At 32.9% G+C, this 15,930-nt stretch carries 14 protein-coding genes; 11 read left to right on the top strand and 3 right to left on the bottom strand.

Annotated features, from left to right (window positions below; genetic code table 11):
- Positions 1 to 4 precede the first annotated feature (4 nt).
- Both IR010_RS01095 and IR010_RS01090 read left to right on the top strand, forming a co-directional pair.
- Positions 5 to 865, top strand: a complete 861-nt coding sequence (locus IR010_RS01095) for a hypothetical protein (protein WP_029270118.1) — start codon at positions 5 to 7, stop codon at positions 863 to 865.
- Positions 866 to 950: 85 nt separating this feature from the next.
- Positions 951 to 1,553, top strand: a complete 603-nt coding sequence (locus tag IR010_RS01090; protein WP_029270120.1) for a PAS domain-containing protein — start codon at positions 951 to 953, stop codon at positions 1,551 to 1,553.
- Between the two features lie 244 nt (positions 1,554 to 1,797).
- On the opposite strand, the gene recG is transcribed toward IR010_RS01090, so the two are convergent.
- Positions 1,798 to 3,906, bottom strand: a complete 2,109-nt coding sequence (recG, locus tag IR010_RS01085; protein WP_194600822.1) for an ATP-dependent DNA helicase RecG — start codon at positions 3,904 to 3,906, stop codon at positions 1,798 to 1,800.
- A 367-nt stretch (positions 3,907 to 4,273) separates the two neighbouring features.
- Here recG and IR010_RS01080 point away from each other — a divergent pair, with 367 nt between their 5' ends.
- The 3 genes from IR010_RS01080 to IR010_RS01070 all read left to right on the top strand — a co-directional run bounded on the left by IR010_RS01080 (position 4,274) and on the right by IR010_RS01070 (position 6,712).
- Positions 4,274 to 5,554, top strand: coding sequence for a phosphatidylserine decarboxylase family protein (locus tag IR010_RS01080; RefSeq protein ID WP_194566197.1), 1,281 nt, complete (start codon positions 4,274 to 4,276; stop codon positions 5,552 to 5,554).
- A gap of 136 nt (positions 5,555 to 5,690) precedes the next feature.
- On the top strand, positions 5,691 to 6,104 hold the full coding sequence (locus IR010_RS01075) for a hypothetical protein (protein ID WP_194566195.1): 414 nt from the start codon (positions 5,691 to 5,693) through the stop codon (positions 6,102 to 6,104).
- Positions 6,105 to 6,172: 68 nt separating this feature from the next.
- Positions 6,173 to 6,712, top strand: coding sequence for a DUF1697 domain-containing protein (locus tag IR010_RS01070; RefSeq protein ID WP_194566193.1), 540 nt, complete (start codon positions 6,173 to 6,175; stop codon positions 6,710 to 6,712).
- 64 nt (positions 6,713 to 6,776) lie between these two features.
- On the opposite strand, the gene IR010_RS01065 is transcribed toward IR010_RS01070, so the two are convergent.
- Entirely contained in the window at positions 6,777 to 7,520 is a 744-nt protein-coding gene (locus IR010_RS01065) for a diphthine--ammonia ligase (protein ID WP_194566191.1), read from the bottom strand.
- Positions 7,521 to 7,615: 95 nt separating this feature from the next.
- Here IR010_RS01065 and IR010_RS01060 point away from each other — a divergent pair, with 95 nt between their 5' ends.
- The 3 genes from IR010_RS01060 to IR010_RS01050 all read left to right on the top strand — a co-directional run bounded on the left by IR010_RS01060 (position 7,616) and on the right by IR010_RS01050 (position 11,135).
- Positions 7,616 to 9,676 (top strand): M1 family metallopeptidase, encoded by a 2,061-nt coding sequence (locus IR010_RS01060; protein ID WP_194566190.1) that lies wholly within the window; start codon positions 7,616 to 7,618, stop codon positions 9,674 to 9,676.
- 110 nt (positions 9,677 to 9,786) lie between these two features.
- Positions 9,787 to 10,686, top strand: a complete 900-nt coding sequence (locus tag IR010_RS01055; protein ID WP_029270135.1) for a patatin family protein — start codon at positions 9,787 to 9,789, stop codon at positions 10,684 to 10,686.
- Between the two features lie 14 nt (positions 10,687 to 10,700).
- Positions 10,701 to 11,135 (top strand): HAD family hydrolase, encoded by a 435-nt coding sequence (locus IR010_RS01050; RefSeq protein ID WP_194600820.1) that lies wholly within the window; start codon positions 10,701 to 10,703, stop codon positions 11,133 to 11,135.
- A gap of 9 nt (positions 11,136 to 11,144) precedes the next feature.
- Here IR010_RS01050 and IR010_RS01045 read toward each other — a convergent pair whose 3' ends face one another.
- Positions 11,145 to 11,666 carry a hypothetical protein gene (locus IR010_RS01045; protein ID WP_029270139.1) on the bottom strand — a complete coding sequence of 174 codons (522 nt, stop codon included), beginning with the start codon at positions 11,664 to 11,666 and terminating at the stop codon, positions 11,145 to 11,147.
- 125 nt (positions 11,667 to 11,791) lie between these two features.
- Here IR010_RS01045 and IR010_RS01040 point away from each other — a divergent pair, with 125 nt between their 5' ends.
- From IR010_RS01040 to IR010_RS01030, 3 genes are all read left to right on the top strand, one after another.
- Positions 11,792 to 12,559, top strand: coding sequence for a sulfite exporter TauE/SafE family protein (locus IR010_RS01040; protein ID WP_194600818.1), 768 nt, complete (start codon positions 11,792 to 11,794; stop codon positions 12,557 to 12,559).
- Between the two features lie 286 nt (positions 12,560 to 12,845).
- Positions 12,846 to 15,182, top strand: coding sequence for an ATP-dependent helicase (locus IR010_RS01035; RefSeq protein ID WP_029270141.1), 2,337 nt, complete (start codon positions 12,846 to 12,848; stop codon positions 15,180 to 15,182).
- Positions 15,183 to 15,264: 82 nt separating this feature from the next.
- Positions 15,265 to 15,885, top strand: coding sequence for an L-threonylcarbamoyladenylate synthase (locus IR010_RS01030; protein ID WP_029270143.1), 621 nt, complete (start codon positions 15,265 to 15,267; stop codon positions 15,883 to 15,885).
- Positions 15,886 to 15,930 lie beyond the last annotated feature (45 nt).

The raw sequence follows: 15,930 nt of genomic DNA, 5'->3' as shown, positions 1-15,930 counted from the left end.
ATTTATGAAAACAAAAGCTAGTTTAAATGAACAGGATTACCTGCACAATTTTATGTCTACAATGACACAAAAATCAGATACTATTATTAATTATGTTCTTGCTGCCTATTTTCTTCTCGGAATCGCATTGTCTTTTAAATATGACACTTGGGAAATTGGAGCAGGAGTAGGAACTTTAAATTTGCTTGCTTATTATTCAGCTAAATTTTTTCTCAAAAACTCCAAATTTTATCAGTATGTTCTTTCTGTAGTTTTGGCTGTTTTTATGGCACAGTATATTTATCAGATGCATGGTTTGTTCGAAATGCACTTTACCGTATTTATCGCCAGTACGATCTTAATTATTTATCAGAACTGGAAGCTTCAAATTCCGCTTACGCTTTTGGTAGTCTTGCACCACGGAGGTTTGGCTTACTTGCAAAATTTTGTTTACAATGATGCGAACGGACCACAAATTTATTTTTCGCAGGTTAATTTTGATTTAGAAACTTTTCTGATTCACGTTATTCTTGCAGCAGTTGTATTTTTTATGAATGGGTATTGGGCATACTATTTTAAAGAACACAGTCAGAATCATATTTCTAAAATTTCTGATGAATATGAATTGGAAAATATGAAATTGGCTTCGGCAAAATACAGCTCGATGTCAGCTACAAAAGAGTACAATGATTTTATTCACAGAACAACTTTAGATTTAAAAATGCCTGTAAACTCTGTATTAAAACTAATTGATGTTTCTAAAGGGCATACAGACAATGATAAGCTTTTAAGTTATTTAGAAATGATGAGAGAAAGTGCCAAAAAAATTGATGATTTAGTTAATGATATTCACTTTAAATCAACCAGTAACAGAGGTACAAATTAAAAGCAGAATTAATTAGAATAATACTTTATAAAATTTAAAAGTACAAGCAGAATTGTAATTACATATCAATTTTAAATACAAAATTATGGATAGCAGAATTACCCGCCCGACTCCATCAGACAGAGAGGTTGATTGGAATAAGAATAAAGTATTACTCAGCAAAACAGACACAAAAGGAACTATTTTATACGCCAATGAAGATTTTATTGATGTTTCTGGATATGATGAATTTGAGCTTATTGGTCAGCCACATAACATAATACGTCATCCTGATATGCCAAAAGTGATTTTTAAATTCTTGTGGGATAGTATTAAATCGAGTAAAAATATTCATGCCATCATCAAGAACATGTCTAAAACGGGCAGATATTATTGGGTAATTACCGATTTTAAGATTATTGCCGATTCTGATGGAGAAATCGTTGGTTATTTTGGAACACGAAAATCTGTTCCAGAGGATATAATTGTAAAATTTATTGAGCCGTTGTATAAAAAACTTTTGCACATAGAGGAAGCCAGTGGTATGCTAGCGTCTGAAGAATATTTAGTTGGTTTTTTAGAAGAGCGAAAAAAAACATACATGGAATATATTGATCATCTAATAGCAACTGGAAAAGATGATAAAAATAAAATAAGCAAAGGTTTATTCAACGGACTTTTTGAAAAGAAAGACCCTCCAAAAAAGTAACTTAATAATGCTTCACTGTATCCGGTAGAATATTCAAAATTTAAAATTTGCACCCCAACAAATCAAAATCAAGTTTACAATAGTAAATGAATATTTTAGAGTTAATAACAAACTATGTGATGCAGTGAAGTATATTTTTTTGTTTCAGGTTTCAAGTTTCAAGTTTCAGGTTTCAGGTTTCAGGTTTCAGGTTTCAGGTTTCAGGTTTCTTTGCACCTATGAACCTTTGCCTCTTTGAACCTTACTAAGAAATATAATTCCAAATATTCTTCTTCTTAGTCAATTCAATAAAAACAGCTTTAAGTACAGCATGTTCAGGTTTTGCAAGCGGAGCATCTTCTTTTAATATTTTCATGGCGTAATTTCTGGCTAGGCCCAAAATATCTCGATCGCGAACAATATCGGCAATTTGAAGATTTAGTACACCGCTTTGCTGTGTTCCCATTAAGTCTCCAGGACCGCGAAGTTTAAGATCAACTTCTGCAATTTCAAAACCGTCATTTGTTTGCACCATTGTATCCATTCTGGTTTTGCTGTCAGAACTTAATTTATGGCTCGTCATTAAAATACAATAACTTTGTTCTGCGCCACGACCAACGCGTCCGCGCAACTGATGGAGCTGTGATAACCCAAAACGTTCTGCACTTTCAATAATCATTACACTGGCATTCGGTACATTTACACCTACTTCAATTACAGTTGTGGCTACCATAATATTGGTTTTTCCTTCAGAAAAGCGTTTCATTTCGGCATCTTTGTCAGCCGGTTTCATTTTTCCATGCAAAATTGAAATAGAATATTGTGGTAACGGAAAATCGCGCGAAATGCTTTCGTAACCGTCCATTAAATCTTTAAAATCCATTTTTTCAGACTCCTGAATTAACGGATATACGATATAAATCTGTCTTCCTTTGGCAATTTCATCGCGCAAAAATTTCCAGACTTTCAAGCGATTACTGTCAAATCTATGAACAGTCTGAATTGGCTTTCGGCCTGGAGGCAATTCATCAATTACAGAAATATCTAAATCGCCATACAAACTCATCGCCAAAGTTCTCGGAATAGGAGTAGCGGTCATGACTAAAACGTGTGGCGGAATTTCGTTTTTCTTCCACAATTTTGAGCGCTGTTCTACGCCAAAACGATGCTGTTCATCAATCACAGCCAATCCAAGATTCTTAAATTTAACTTTATCTTCTAATAAAGCGTGAGTTCCAATTAAAATATGCAGACTGCCATTTTCCAGTTCTTCGTGAAGAATTTTTCGTGCAGCTGTTTTGGTTGAACCGGTTAATATTTTAATGTTGATGTTTAAAGTTTGAGCTAATTCAGATAAACCAATAAAATGCTGATTGGCCAGAATTTCAGTTGGTGCCATCAAACACGCTTGAAAACCGTTATCAATTGCCAAAAGCATGCTCATAAAGGCAACAATAGTTTTTCCAGAACCTACATCTCCTTGTAATAATCGGTTCATTTGGGCATTGCTTCCCATGTCTGAACGAATTTCTTTTATTACTCTTTTTTGTGCATTGGTCAAATTAAAAGGCAAATGATTTTGATAAAATTCATTAAAAAATTCACCCACTTTTGTAAACGGATGACCTTTTATTTTATGTTTTCGAATTAGATTTTTGGTAATTAATTGCAGCTGAATAAAGAATAATTCTTCAAATTTTAATCGGAATTGGGCTTTCGCCAAAGCATCAGTGCTTTTTGGGAAATGTATATTGAATAAAGCCGCTTTCTTTGAAATCAGTTTTAATTCCTCAATTAAATAAGGAGGAAAAGTTTCAGTAAACAAAGCTTGAGTTTCAATAAACAATTGTTCCATTAATTTATTGATTGTCCGATTTGAAATGCCTCGATTAGTTAAGGTTTCTGTAGAAGGATAAACTGGCTGCATAGCAGAACGAAGACTTTTTTCGTGCTCGCTCAGCAACTCAATTTCAGGATGCGCCATACTAAACTGGCTTCCATACAAAGAACATTTCCCGAAAATAACCATCGGTTCATTTAATTTCAAACTTTCTCGAATCCATTTATGGCCTTGAAACCAATTCAGATCAATTTGCCCTGTCTCATCCACGAAAGCCGCAACTAAACGCTTTTTGTTTTTGGCAAATTCAACGGTTTTAATATTGATTATTTTTCCAATAATCTGAACTTCTGTTCCTGTATTCTGGAGTTCGTTTATTTTATAATAACGCGTTCTGTCAATATATCTGTTCGGAAAAAAATTTACTAAATCTCCGTATTTATGAATTCCCAATTCCTTGCGAAGCAGCTGGCCACGACTTGGACCAACGCCTTTTAAGTATTCGATTGGAGTTTCTAGAAGATTATTAGACATTAATTTAGATTGTTAGATCTTTAGATTTTAGACTTCTCAGACCAGAGTAATGAAAATAGAGCATATTTTATTCTATATTCTTAGCTGTATTCTCTTTAAAAAGCGAAGATAGATTTTAATTAGGAAATTTAAAAGCGTCATATTCTTTTTGAATGTTAGGCAAGTATTAAAAATATTTTTTAGTGCTTAAAATGGAATTTGTTTGTATACGTATAAATACCTGATTTTAAAAGATATTGATGTTTTTAAATCGTACTTATCCTACATATTAGTATCTTTGATTTATAAGATTTTTACCTTAAAAATAAGTTCCTCTTTTCAATATTACCACCAAAAACACTTAAATCTAATTAAACACTTAATTATTATGGAAACAACCCAATTTACGGAAACAAAACCGCAAAATTCAATTGAAACCCCTTTTAGAGTTGGAAGCTGGCTTCCGTCAGACAAAAAAATTCTTCAAAACTGGATGAATGATTTAATTGACGAAACAGACAAAAATCCGAAAGATTTATTACCTGTAATTGCAGATTTTAAAGCATTTATCGAAAATGATCCAGAAGCTTTTATGTTTTTTAATTTGATGTTCAGTCAGGTTCCGAAAAAATATAAGAAAGATCCAAGCGGCCATAAGCAAGTTAGAGATTATCATCATATGCTGCAGTTGTTTAATACTATTATGACAAATGCACCAGAGTTTAATAAAACCGGTGTTGTTGGTTTTCCTATAAATGCAATTCTAGACTGGTCAATGGGAACGGAAGCGGGATATGCAGCATTTTTAAATAAAAAAGTAAATGAACAATTTAAAAAGATATTAAACGAATGGGGAATTTTCTTGAAATCTGCTGATTCTTGTGTAGTATTAAGCAAAGACCCAAGAAAAGGATGGTTCGGGAAAGATGCGATGGATGCTATGCCAAATTTTGATAAAGAATTTATCTGCCAGCCAGAGCTGGAATATCATGGATTTACATCTTGGGATAATTTTTTTACGCGCGAATTCAGACCAGGACAACGACCTTTGGCAAGTCCAAACGATGATAGTATTATTACAAATGCCTGCGAATCTGCTCCGTACAGAATTGCAGAAAAGGTAAATGCAAGAGACAAATTTTGGATAAAAGCACAGCCATATTCTGTTGAGCATATGCTGGCTGGTGATTCTTTCACATCAAAATTTATTGGAGGAACTATTTATCAAGCTTTTTTAAGCGCACTGAGTTATCATCGCTGGCATAGTCCGGTAAGTGGGACTATTGTGAAAGCCTATACCATTGATGGGACTTATTATGCTGAAGCCATTTCTGAAGGTTATGACGATGCAGGACCAAATGATTCACAAGGATATATTACAGAGCTTGCCACAAGAGCTTTGATTTTTATAGAAGCTGATAATCCGAAAATAGGTCTAATGTGTTTTATGCCAGTTGGTATGGCCGAAGTTTCTTCTTGCGATATTACGGTTTATGAGGGACAGCATGTAAAAAAAGGGGATCAATTAGGAATGTTTCATTTTGGAGGATCAACGCATTGTTTGTTTTTTGGACCACAAGTAAAACTTGCTTTTGATATGCACGGGCAAAAACCTGGATTGAATTCGAGTAATATTCCGTTAAAATCTAAAATTGCTACTGTATTATAATAGGTATAGATAATTGTAAAAATTATTTCAAGACTCTGCTTAAAAGGCAGAGTCTTTTTATTTTATTAATTATAAAAGCAACCATTTAACAAAATTAGCATCTGTATAAATAGATAAAACCTTAAAAACATAACAGATGAAAAAAATTGGAGTTCTTTTAATACTATTATTTAGTATTGTTTCGTGTTCAAGCAATGAAACAGAAACAGATCCTATTGGAACGGATTATTATGGAAAATGGATCCAGTTTGTCGAGGCAAAATATAATGATGATCCAAATCCAAGTCAGGTTTCATATCAATTTAATAAAGATAATACGTTTACAAAAACGCTAAATTATTATGATACAACTACAAATGCATCAGGGACTTTTGAGGTGAATAAAGATGGAAATACTACAGTTTTTGTTTTGACATATACACAGCAAAGTACTATAATTTCGAGCTGTACAGGAGGATTGATAGAAAGTTTAACTTTAGATAAATTTGGACATTTAAACGATAATGCCGGTATGTGCGATCGTTATGGGAAATATAAAAAAGCAAAATAAAAAACGTAAGTTTGCTAAATCATAAAGTATTCAATTTTTGAATACTTTTTTTGCTTTAAACCTTAAGTATGAAAACACATTTAGCACTTTTACGCGGCATCAACGTTTCTGGTCACAATATGATGAAAATGGAAGCTTTGAAAACAATGTTAGAAAATATTGGTTTTCAGAATGTGAGAACCTATTTGCAATCTGGGAATGTTTTTGTTGATAGCGAAGAAGATGCCTCAAAAGTAGGTTTTATGATTAAACAGGAAATTTTTAAGGTTTTTGGACATGAAGTTCCAACGATTGTGATTACGAAAGAAGATTTAGAATTGTGCTTTAAAAATAATCCTTACTTAATAGAAAAAGACATTGATACTAAAAAATTATATGTTGCTTTTGTATCTACTGCGTTGAAAAGCGAAAATATAAATGATTTGAAAATCAGTCAGTTTAAACCCGATGAAGCGAGTATCGACGGAAACAGAATTTTTATTAAATATGCTGTTGGAGCCGGAAAAACTAGATTAGAAGGTAAATACATTGAGAAAAAACTAAACGTTATAGTAACAATGCGCAATTGGAATACAGTTACAAATTTGTTAGCGATGTATTCTGAGTAATTTTTTTTCCACGAATTAAATCAATTTTCACAAATCAATTAGTTGAAATTAGTTGCAAACTTTTTTATTTAGTTACTAAATCACAATACCAAAATCCAAAATCAAAAGCATCACTGGCACTTGTGTCGCAAGCTTTATCTGATGAATCATCCGTTTTAGATCGTTCGTATTTGCGGTAAACGATTTCACCAATTTCAAAATTTATTGGTTTAGAAAAGATTGGTCCGTCAAAAGTAAAAGTATGAAATTCGCCATTTTCACCACAAACATCAACATTTTCGGGTAAATCATTTATAAAATCCTGATCGATAATTCGGCCAACAAAACTTTTGTCTAAATAACGTTCGTTGACGCAAACGACAATCGTTTTAAATCCTAACGAGAGAAATTCTTGAATCAACTCTTTTGTTGGGATTTTCCAGATCGGAAAAACACCTTCAAAACCTAATTTTGCTAATTGATCTTCACGGTATTTTCGCAGATCTTCTAAAAAAATATCACCAAAAATAGAATGTATAATTCCTTCTTTTTTTAGTTTAGACAAAGTTTGGAACATAACATCTTCGTACACTTCCATAGTGGGCATTTCCGGAATCTGCATGATTTTTAATGGCAAGCCAATACTTTTCGCCTGCGCTTCTAACAATTCAACACGAACGCCGTGCATCGAAATTCGCTGGAACTGCTGGTTGACACTCGTTACTAAATATTCAATTTTATAATCAGGATTTTGCAGTGTTTTGTACAAAGCGAGAGCTGAATCTTTTCCGCTGCTCCAGTTAAATAAGGCTTTTTTTGGTGTTGGCACGTGGTTTTAATTTTCTGTTGTAAACTTACAAATTTCATTCGATTTGTTTGTCAAACCTTTGTAACTTTGAATTTTTGCCTTCAAAATTTATTTCAATGAAATACATCTTTTTATTATTCACAACTTTCATTTTTGCACAGCAAACCCAATTTGTTGATTTTAAATCGGTTTCTGGACAACTGTCGTTAAATGCAAAAGAAAAATCGGTTTCTGGATCTGTCGATTATCAATTTGAAATTTTAAAACCTATTGATACTATTAAACTTGATGCTAAAAATATGGAGTTTTCTAAAGTTCAGATCAATGACAAAAATGTTGTTTTTATAAATACCGGCAAACAATTGCAGATCATTTCTAATTTTATAAAAGGAGAGAATCATTTAACTTTTGAATATGCTGTTAAGCCTAAACAGGCTTTGTATTTTGTTGATATTGAAAATTCTGAAGTGCAAATCTGGACGCAGGGGCAGGGAAGATATACCAGCAATTGGTTTCCGAGTTTTGATGATGTGAATGAAAAACTAATTTTTAATTTAGGAATTTCATATGATAAACAATATCAAGTAGTTTCAAATGGAATTCTAAAAGAAAAGAAAGAAAACGAAAATGTATTTCATTGGCAATATGAAATGGAAAAACCAATGAGCTCGTACTTATTAATGCTTGCGATAGGGAAATACGATAAAAAAGAATGGACGGCAAAATCTAAAATTCCCCTAGAATATTATTTAGAAAATAAAGATGCAAATCGTTTTGAACCCACTTACCGCTATTCAAAACGAATTTTTGACTTTTTAGAAAAAGAAATTGGCATAAATTATCCGTGGAAAATCTACAGACAAATTCCGGTTCGGGATTTTTTATATGCCGGAATGGAAAATACAACTTCAACACTTTTAGCAACACGTTATGTAGTTGATTCTATTGGTTTTGAAGATCGTAATTATACCAATGTCGACGCGCATGAATTAGCGCATCATTGGTTTGGAGATTTAATTACCGCCGAAAACAGTACACATCATTGGCTTCAGGAAGGTTTTGCAACGTATTATGCTGCGTTGGCAGAAAGAGCTATTTTTGGAGACGATTTTTTTTATGCAAAACTATACGATACGGCACAACAAATAAAATTTGCTTCTAGAACAGATCCTAATCCGGTTTTGAATGCAAAAGCAAGCTCATTGACTTTTTACGAAAAAGGTGCTTGGGCACTGTTTGTACTGCATGAATCAATTGGTGATAAAGCCTTTAAAAAAGCAATAAAAAGTTATTTAAAAAAATATGCGTATCAATCTGTAAACACTGAAAATTTCTTCGATGAAATCAAAAAAGTTTCTAATTTTGATTTAGTTCAGTTTCAGAAAACCTGGCTGGAATCTACCGCTTTTGATACGCCGACAGCAAATGCATTATTAAGCAAAAATAAAGCAGTTCAAGTTCGTTTAGAAGTAGATAAATTTAAAAAAACGCCTTTAGCAGAAAAAGAAGATTTCTTGAAGAAAACATTAGAATCAGATGTTTATCATACTGTAAAAGAGGCTGTTGTTGATCAGCTTGAAAATGAAAAGTATGATGCTAAAAAAGCACTTTTACTTATAGCTCTGCAATCAAAAAATGTTCAGGTTCGTCAGTCAGTTGCAAGTTCTCTAACTAAAATTCCAGAAGATTTTAGAATGAATTACGAAACTTTGCTCGATGACAAATCGTATCAAACACAAGAAATAGCTTTATATTGGCTTTGGAAAAACTTCCCAGAACATCGTACTGAATATCTTGATAAATCTAAAAACTGGATTGGTTTTAATGACTATAATCTGCGTACAATGTGGCTTTCTTTAGCTTTGTCAACATCAGATTACAGTAATAATCCCGAGGCATTAATTTCAGAATTGATTGCATTTTCTTCTACTAAATATGAAGCTCCAACCAGACAAAATGCTCTTGAAAAATTAATTTCTTTTAAGATTATTAACGATCAGGTTCTCAGTAATTTAGTCAATTCAACTACGCATCACATGTGGCAATTTTCGAAGTTTGGAAGAGATACAATCAGACTTTTATTAAAAAATCCTGAAATGCGTGCTTCGTTTGAAAGAATTTTGCCTAATTTGAACCCCGATGAACAGTTTCAATTGAATCGATTATTAAAAGAGTAAAAGATTAAGAAACAAGCAAGATTAAAGATTAACATCAGAGAAAATATTTAATATTGCTTCTTAGATCTTTTTTCTTTTAAAAAATCCAAAAACAAAAACCTACAATAAATATGAGAGCATTGGTTATTTCTGGTGGAGGAAGTAAGGGAGCATTTGCCGGTGGCGTGGCGCAGTATCTAATTGAAGAAAAAAATCACGAATACGATTTGTTTTTAGGAACTTCGACAGGAAGTTTGCTTATTCCGCATTTGGCCCTGGGTCATATCAAAAAAATCCACTCTGTTTATACCAATGTTACCATGGCAAGTATTTTTAATATTTGTCCGTTTGTGGTTAAAAACAAAGACGGTGTTGATATTGTAACCATTAATCACTTCAATGTAATACGTCAGTTTTTTAAAGGAAAAAGAACTTTTGGAGAAAGCAAGGGATTGAAGAAATATATCAAGAATAATTTTTCGCTTTCAGATTTTAATAAATTGAAAAAACTAAATAATGATGTTGTCATTACAGTAACCAATTTTACCAAAAATGAATCAGAATATAAATCGGTAAAAGATTGTACGTACGAAGAATTTTGTGATTGGTCTTGGATTTCGAGTAATTACGTTCCTTTTATGAGTTTGGTCGAAAAAGACAATTTTGAATACGGTGATGGCGGGTTTTCAAGTTTGGTTCCTATTCGTGAAGCAATCAATCGCGGTGCCACAGAAATAGATGTTATTATATTAGAAACTGAAGTGAATATGGACAAAATGGTAATTGGCAAAAATCCATTTTCGCTAATGATCGATTTGTTCCGAATTGCACTAGATCAAGTCGAAAAACACGATATTGCTATAGGAAAACTTATGGCAAACAATAAGAATGTAAAACTTAACTTATATTATACTCCCACAAAACTTACCGACAACGCACTCATTTTTAATAAAGAAGTAATGAAAGAATGGTGGGAACAAGGTTATGAATATGCTCAGAATAAGTCTGAAGTTATGAGTGATAATAGATAAATTTTAGATTTGTAATGAAAATATCTTTTGATTTAGATGATACTTTAATTGCTAAAAATAAATTTAGATTAGAAAGGTCAAATTTATTTCAAAAGCTTTTTGGAATTGAAAATATAAGAGAAGGAACAGTCAATTTATTTAAAGAATTAAAGAGTCAAAAGCATCAAATTTATATTTACACTACATCGTACAGAAGTAAATTAAGAATAAAATGTATGTTTTATTCTTATGGTGTTTCTGTTGATTATATTATAAATCAACAGAAACACCTAAGTAAAATCAAAAAAGAAAATTTTTGTTGTTCAAAATTTCCTCCAATGTTTAATATTGATATTCATATTGATGATTCCTTAGGAGTTGAATTAGAAGGTCAAAAATATGGATTTAGAACAATTGTGATTTCTGAAACAGATGAAAATTGGACTCAAACTATTTTGAATAAAATCTAAAGGCAGTATTTACCACAATTCTGAAACTTCATTCTTGATATATCCTAATGCAGCATTACTTGGCGACTGCTTCTCTAATAAATCGTTTAAAATCTTTTCACGCAATTTATCAGCGCTGTCTACGCGATCGCTCATTGCGGCTTTGCGTATGATTTGTATGGTTGAGTTTTTAGCCGTTGTAATGATTGTCCAGCATTCATCAGACATATAAATTTGCTGTGTTAAATTGTGTTCAAATTCCTGTTCAATTTGGTCGATTACAAAGTTTTCATAATCGTGCTTTTCAGGTGAAATAGGCGAAATTCTAATTAATAATTTAGTCAAATTAATTCGCTCTAAATATAAAGTCATACGTTCATAAGCCTGTAAACGTATTGGCAAAGATTGTTTCTGATATTCTCTGCTCAATAAAAAAGTACGTTTCTTATCATTGTTTTTAATGTGCAATTCAAAAAAACTGTACGCTACAAATCCAGTAACGATGGCTGGTAAAGTATAACTTGCTAATTCTATAATTCTTGTAAAATCCATTTGGTTCAATTTTTCAACAAAAATATACTTTTTGATGAGAAATCCACTTTAAATTTTATTGTAATAAATAAAATGGAAGGCTACTTTTGTACGGAGTTGTCAAAATCTCCAGAAACCCAATTTTAATGGAATCATATATTATAATTTTACTTTGTTTAGCAGCTTTTGCTGCAGGATTTATTGATGCAATTGTTGGTGGCGGAGGCTTGATCCAGACTCCAATGGGATTAATTTTGTTGCCTAATTTACCAGTTTCAACAGTTATTGGGAGCTTAAAAATTCCAGCTTTTACCGGAACAGCTTTTGCTGCTTTTCAATATTTGAAAAAAGTAGTAATTCAATGGAAATTGCTTTTGATTATGATGTGCTTAGCAGTTCCATCTGCATTTTTGGGTTCTACTATTTTAACAATGGTAAGCAATGATTTTATGAAACCGCTTTTACTTGTTGTTTTGTCATTATTGTTTATTTATACCTACGCAAAGAAAAACTTTGGTCAGCATGTTGCTAAAGATCATTCGCCTGCCAAACAGATAATTTATGCTGTTGTCATCAGTATTATTGTTGGTTTTTATGACGGATTTATTGGTCCCGGAACCGGTAGTTTTTTTGTAGTTGCTTTTATTGCACTTTTAGGATTTGATTTTTTGCACGCTTCTGCAAATGCGAAAATGGTAAATCTGGCAACGAATTTTGGTTCGATTTGCCTTTTTATGATTAAAGGAAAAATAATTTGGGCAATCGCAATTCCGATGGCAGTAAGCAACGGACTGGGAGGCTGGCTTGGCGCAAAATTAGCGATCAATAAAGGAAATGGTTTTATTCGAATTTTCTTTTTGGTTGTGGTAATCGGAACACTGATTCGATTTGCTTATGATGTGTTTTTTAAGTAGAATTGAAGGTTCTAAGATATTTTTAAACCTTCTAAAATGGAGTAATATTTAAAAAAAATCAGTATCTCAGAAACTTTGCAAAAATTATTTGTTTACTAGCCCCGATAGAGGCGGTATCCTCGTAATGAAATGAAGAGATATAGCCGAAAGCGGGAAACCATGCTCAATAAAATGCCTGTTGTTTGGCTTCATCAAAAAAGAAAAATCTTAGCAACTCAGAACCTTAGAAACTTAGTAGCTTATTAAATGTATAATTCTTATTTTTGCATAAAAGGAGAAAAATTTCATGCGTAAATATATTGACCAGCTGAATGAAGCACAACGTGAACCCGTTCTACAAAAAGATGGGCCAATGATTATTATTGCTGGTGCGGGTTCAGGAAAAACTCGAGTTTTGACTATCAGGATTGCTTATTTGATGGCGCAAGGCGTTGATGCTTTCAACATTTTATCGCTAACATTTACGAACAAGGCAGCTCGTGAAATGAAGCATAGAATTTCGGATATTGTGGGAGCCACTGAAGCAAAAAATCTTTGGATGGGAACTTTTCACTCGATTTTTGCTCGTATTCTGCGTTCAGAATCGGATCATTTAGGGTATCCTTCTAATTTTACTATTTATGACTCTCAGGATTCAGCTAGGTTAATTTCTTCTATTATAAAGGAAATGCAGCTGGATCGCGATATTTATAAACCAAAACAGATCTTAGGCCGAATTTCGAGCTATAAAAATAGTTTGATTACTGTGAAAGCCTATTTTAATAATCCAGAATTGGTCGAAGCTGATGCAATGGCAAAAAGACCGAGATTGGGCGATATTTATCAGCAATATGTAGAACGCTGCTTTAAGGCAGGAGCTATGGATTTTGACGATTTATTGTTGAAAACCAATGAATTGCTGACTCGTTTTCCGGAAGTTTTAGCAAAGTATCAAAACCGATTCCGTTATATTTTGGTTGATGAGTACCAAGATACAAATCACTCTCAGTATTTGATTGTTAGAGCTTTGTCAGATAAATTTCAGAATATTTGTGTGGTTGGTGATGATGCGCAGAGTATTTATGCTTTTCGTGGTGCGAATATCAATAATATTTTGAATTTCCAAAAGGATTACGAAGGAGTTAAAATGTTTCGATTAGAACAAAATTACCGCTCGACTCGAAATATCGTAGAAGCGGCAAATACAATTATTGATCATAATAAAACCAAGCTTGATAAAATTGTTTGGACAGCAAATGATTTTGGACCAAAGATAAAAGTGCACCGCAGTTTGACAGATGCCGAAGAAGGACGTTTTGTTGCGAGTACAATTTTTGAACAAAAAATGATGAACCAATTGCATAATGGTTCGTTTGCAATTTTATATCGTACTAACGCACAGTCGCGTGCAATGGAAGATGCGTTGAGAAAACGCGATATACCGTATCGAATTTATGGTGGATTATCTTTCTACCAACGTAAAGAAATTAAAGATGTGTTGTGTTATTTACGTTTGGTAATTAACCCTAAAGATGAAGAAGCTTTGATTCGTGTGATCAATTATCCCGCACGTGGAATTGGGGATACAACTGTTGAAAAACTTACCATTGCTGCCAATCATTACAAACGTTCTATTTGGGAAGTAATGGTGAATATTGATAAAATCGACTTGAAATTGAATTCTGGAACCAAACAAAAACTGAATGATTTTGTGACCATGATACAGAGTTTTCAAGTTATTAATCAAAACCAGGATGCTTTTTACATTACAGATTATGTTGCGAAAAAAACCGGATTGGTTCAGGAATTGAAGAAAGATGCTACTCCAGAAGGAATGGCCAAAATTCAGAATATAGAAGAGCTTTTAAACGGTATAAAAGATTTTACTGAAGGGCAAAAAGAAATTGACGGTGCAAGAGGAGCTTTATCTGAATTTATGGAAGATGTAGCACTGGCAACGGATTTAGATAAAGATACTTCTGATGAAGATCGTGTGGCGCTAATGACAATTCACTTAGCAAAAGGACTGGAGTTCCCTCATGTTTTTGTGGTTGGAATGGAAGAAGATTTGTTTCCGAGTGCGATGAGTATGAGCACCCGAAGCGAATTGGAAGAAGAACGTCGTTTGTTTTATGTAGCTTTAACACGTGCGGAGCATCAGGCCTATTTAACGTATGCACAGTCGCGATACCGTTGGGGGAAATTAACAGACAGTGAACCATCACGTTTTATTGAAGAAATTGATGGGCAATACCTAGAATATTTAACGCCAGCAGAAAGCAATTATCGTTTTAAACCAATGATTGATGGGGATATTTTTGGTGATGTCGACAAATCAAAATTGCGTTTAGCGAAGCCAGTAGGAGGAACTCCGCCTAAATATATTACTGATAATGAACCTAAACCTGATTTAAATATTCGTAAATTAAAACCAGTTGCAGGAAATAATCCAAATAGCAGTGCTTCAAATTTATTTGACAGCAAATTAACGGTTGGAAACGTTGTCATGCACGAACGTTTTGGAAAAGGAGAAGTTGTTAATTTAGAAGGAGTTGGAGCTGATAAAAAAGCCGAAATTAAATTTGAAGTGGGAGGAATTAAGAAATTGTTGCTTCGATTTGCTAAGTTGGATGTAATAGGTTAAAAAAGTTTCAGGTTTCAGGTTTCAAGTTTAGAACTGAAACCCGAAACCTGAAACCTGAAACAAATTAAAACGTAAAAGAAAAATGGCTGAGTTCATAAAAATATATCCAGATAAACCTAGTGAAGCTGCAATTGCAAAAGTTGTAAAAGTGCTTCAAAATGGAGGTTTAGTAATTTATCCAACTGACACCGTTTACGGTTTAGGCTGTGATATCACCAATTCACGTGCTTTAGAAAAAATAGCTAAAATTAAAGGTGTAAAACTAGAGAAAGCGAATTTCTCCTTTATTTGCCATGATTTAAGTAATCTTTCGGACTATGTAAGACAGATTGATACTGCTACTTTCAAAATTTTGAAAAGAGCTTTGCCAGGACCGTACACTTTTATTTTACCGGGAAATAATAATTTGCCAAAAGAATTTAAAAAGAAAACCACAGTCGGAATTCGTGTTCCAGATAATAATATTGTTTTAGAAATTGTTCGTCAGTTAGGAAACCCGATCGTTTCGACTTCGATTCGGGATGAAGATGATGTAATCGAATATACTACAGATCCAGAACTGATTTTTGAGAAATGGCAAAACCTTGTAGATCTTGTTATTGATGGAGGTTATGGAGATAACGTAGGTTCTACAATTATAGATTTATCTGAAAATGAACCAGTAATTGTGAGAGAAGGTAAAGGCGATATTGATATTTTGTAAAAAAATACTGAAATAGTATAATTATTTAAAATAAATAGCTAACTT

The sequence above is a fragment of the Flavobacterium sp. MR2016-29 genome, from assembly GCF_015350695.1.
GTDB lineage: Bacteria > Bacteroidota > Bacteroidia > Flavobacteriales > Flavobacteriaceae > Flavobacterium.
Note: the sequence above shows the minus strand (reverse complement) of the source record. Positions and strands in the feature narration are given on the sequence as shown.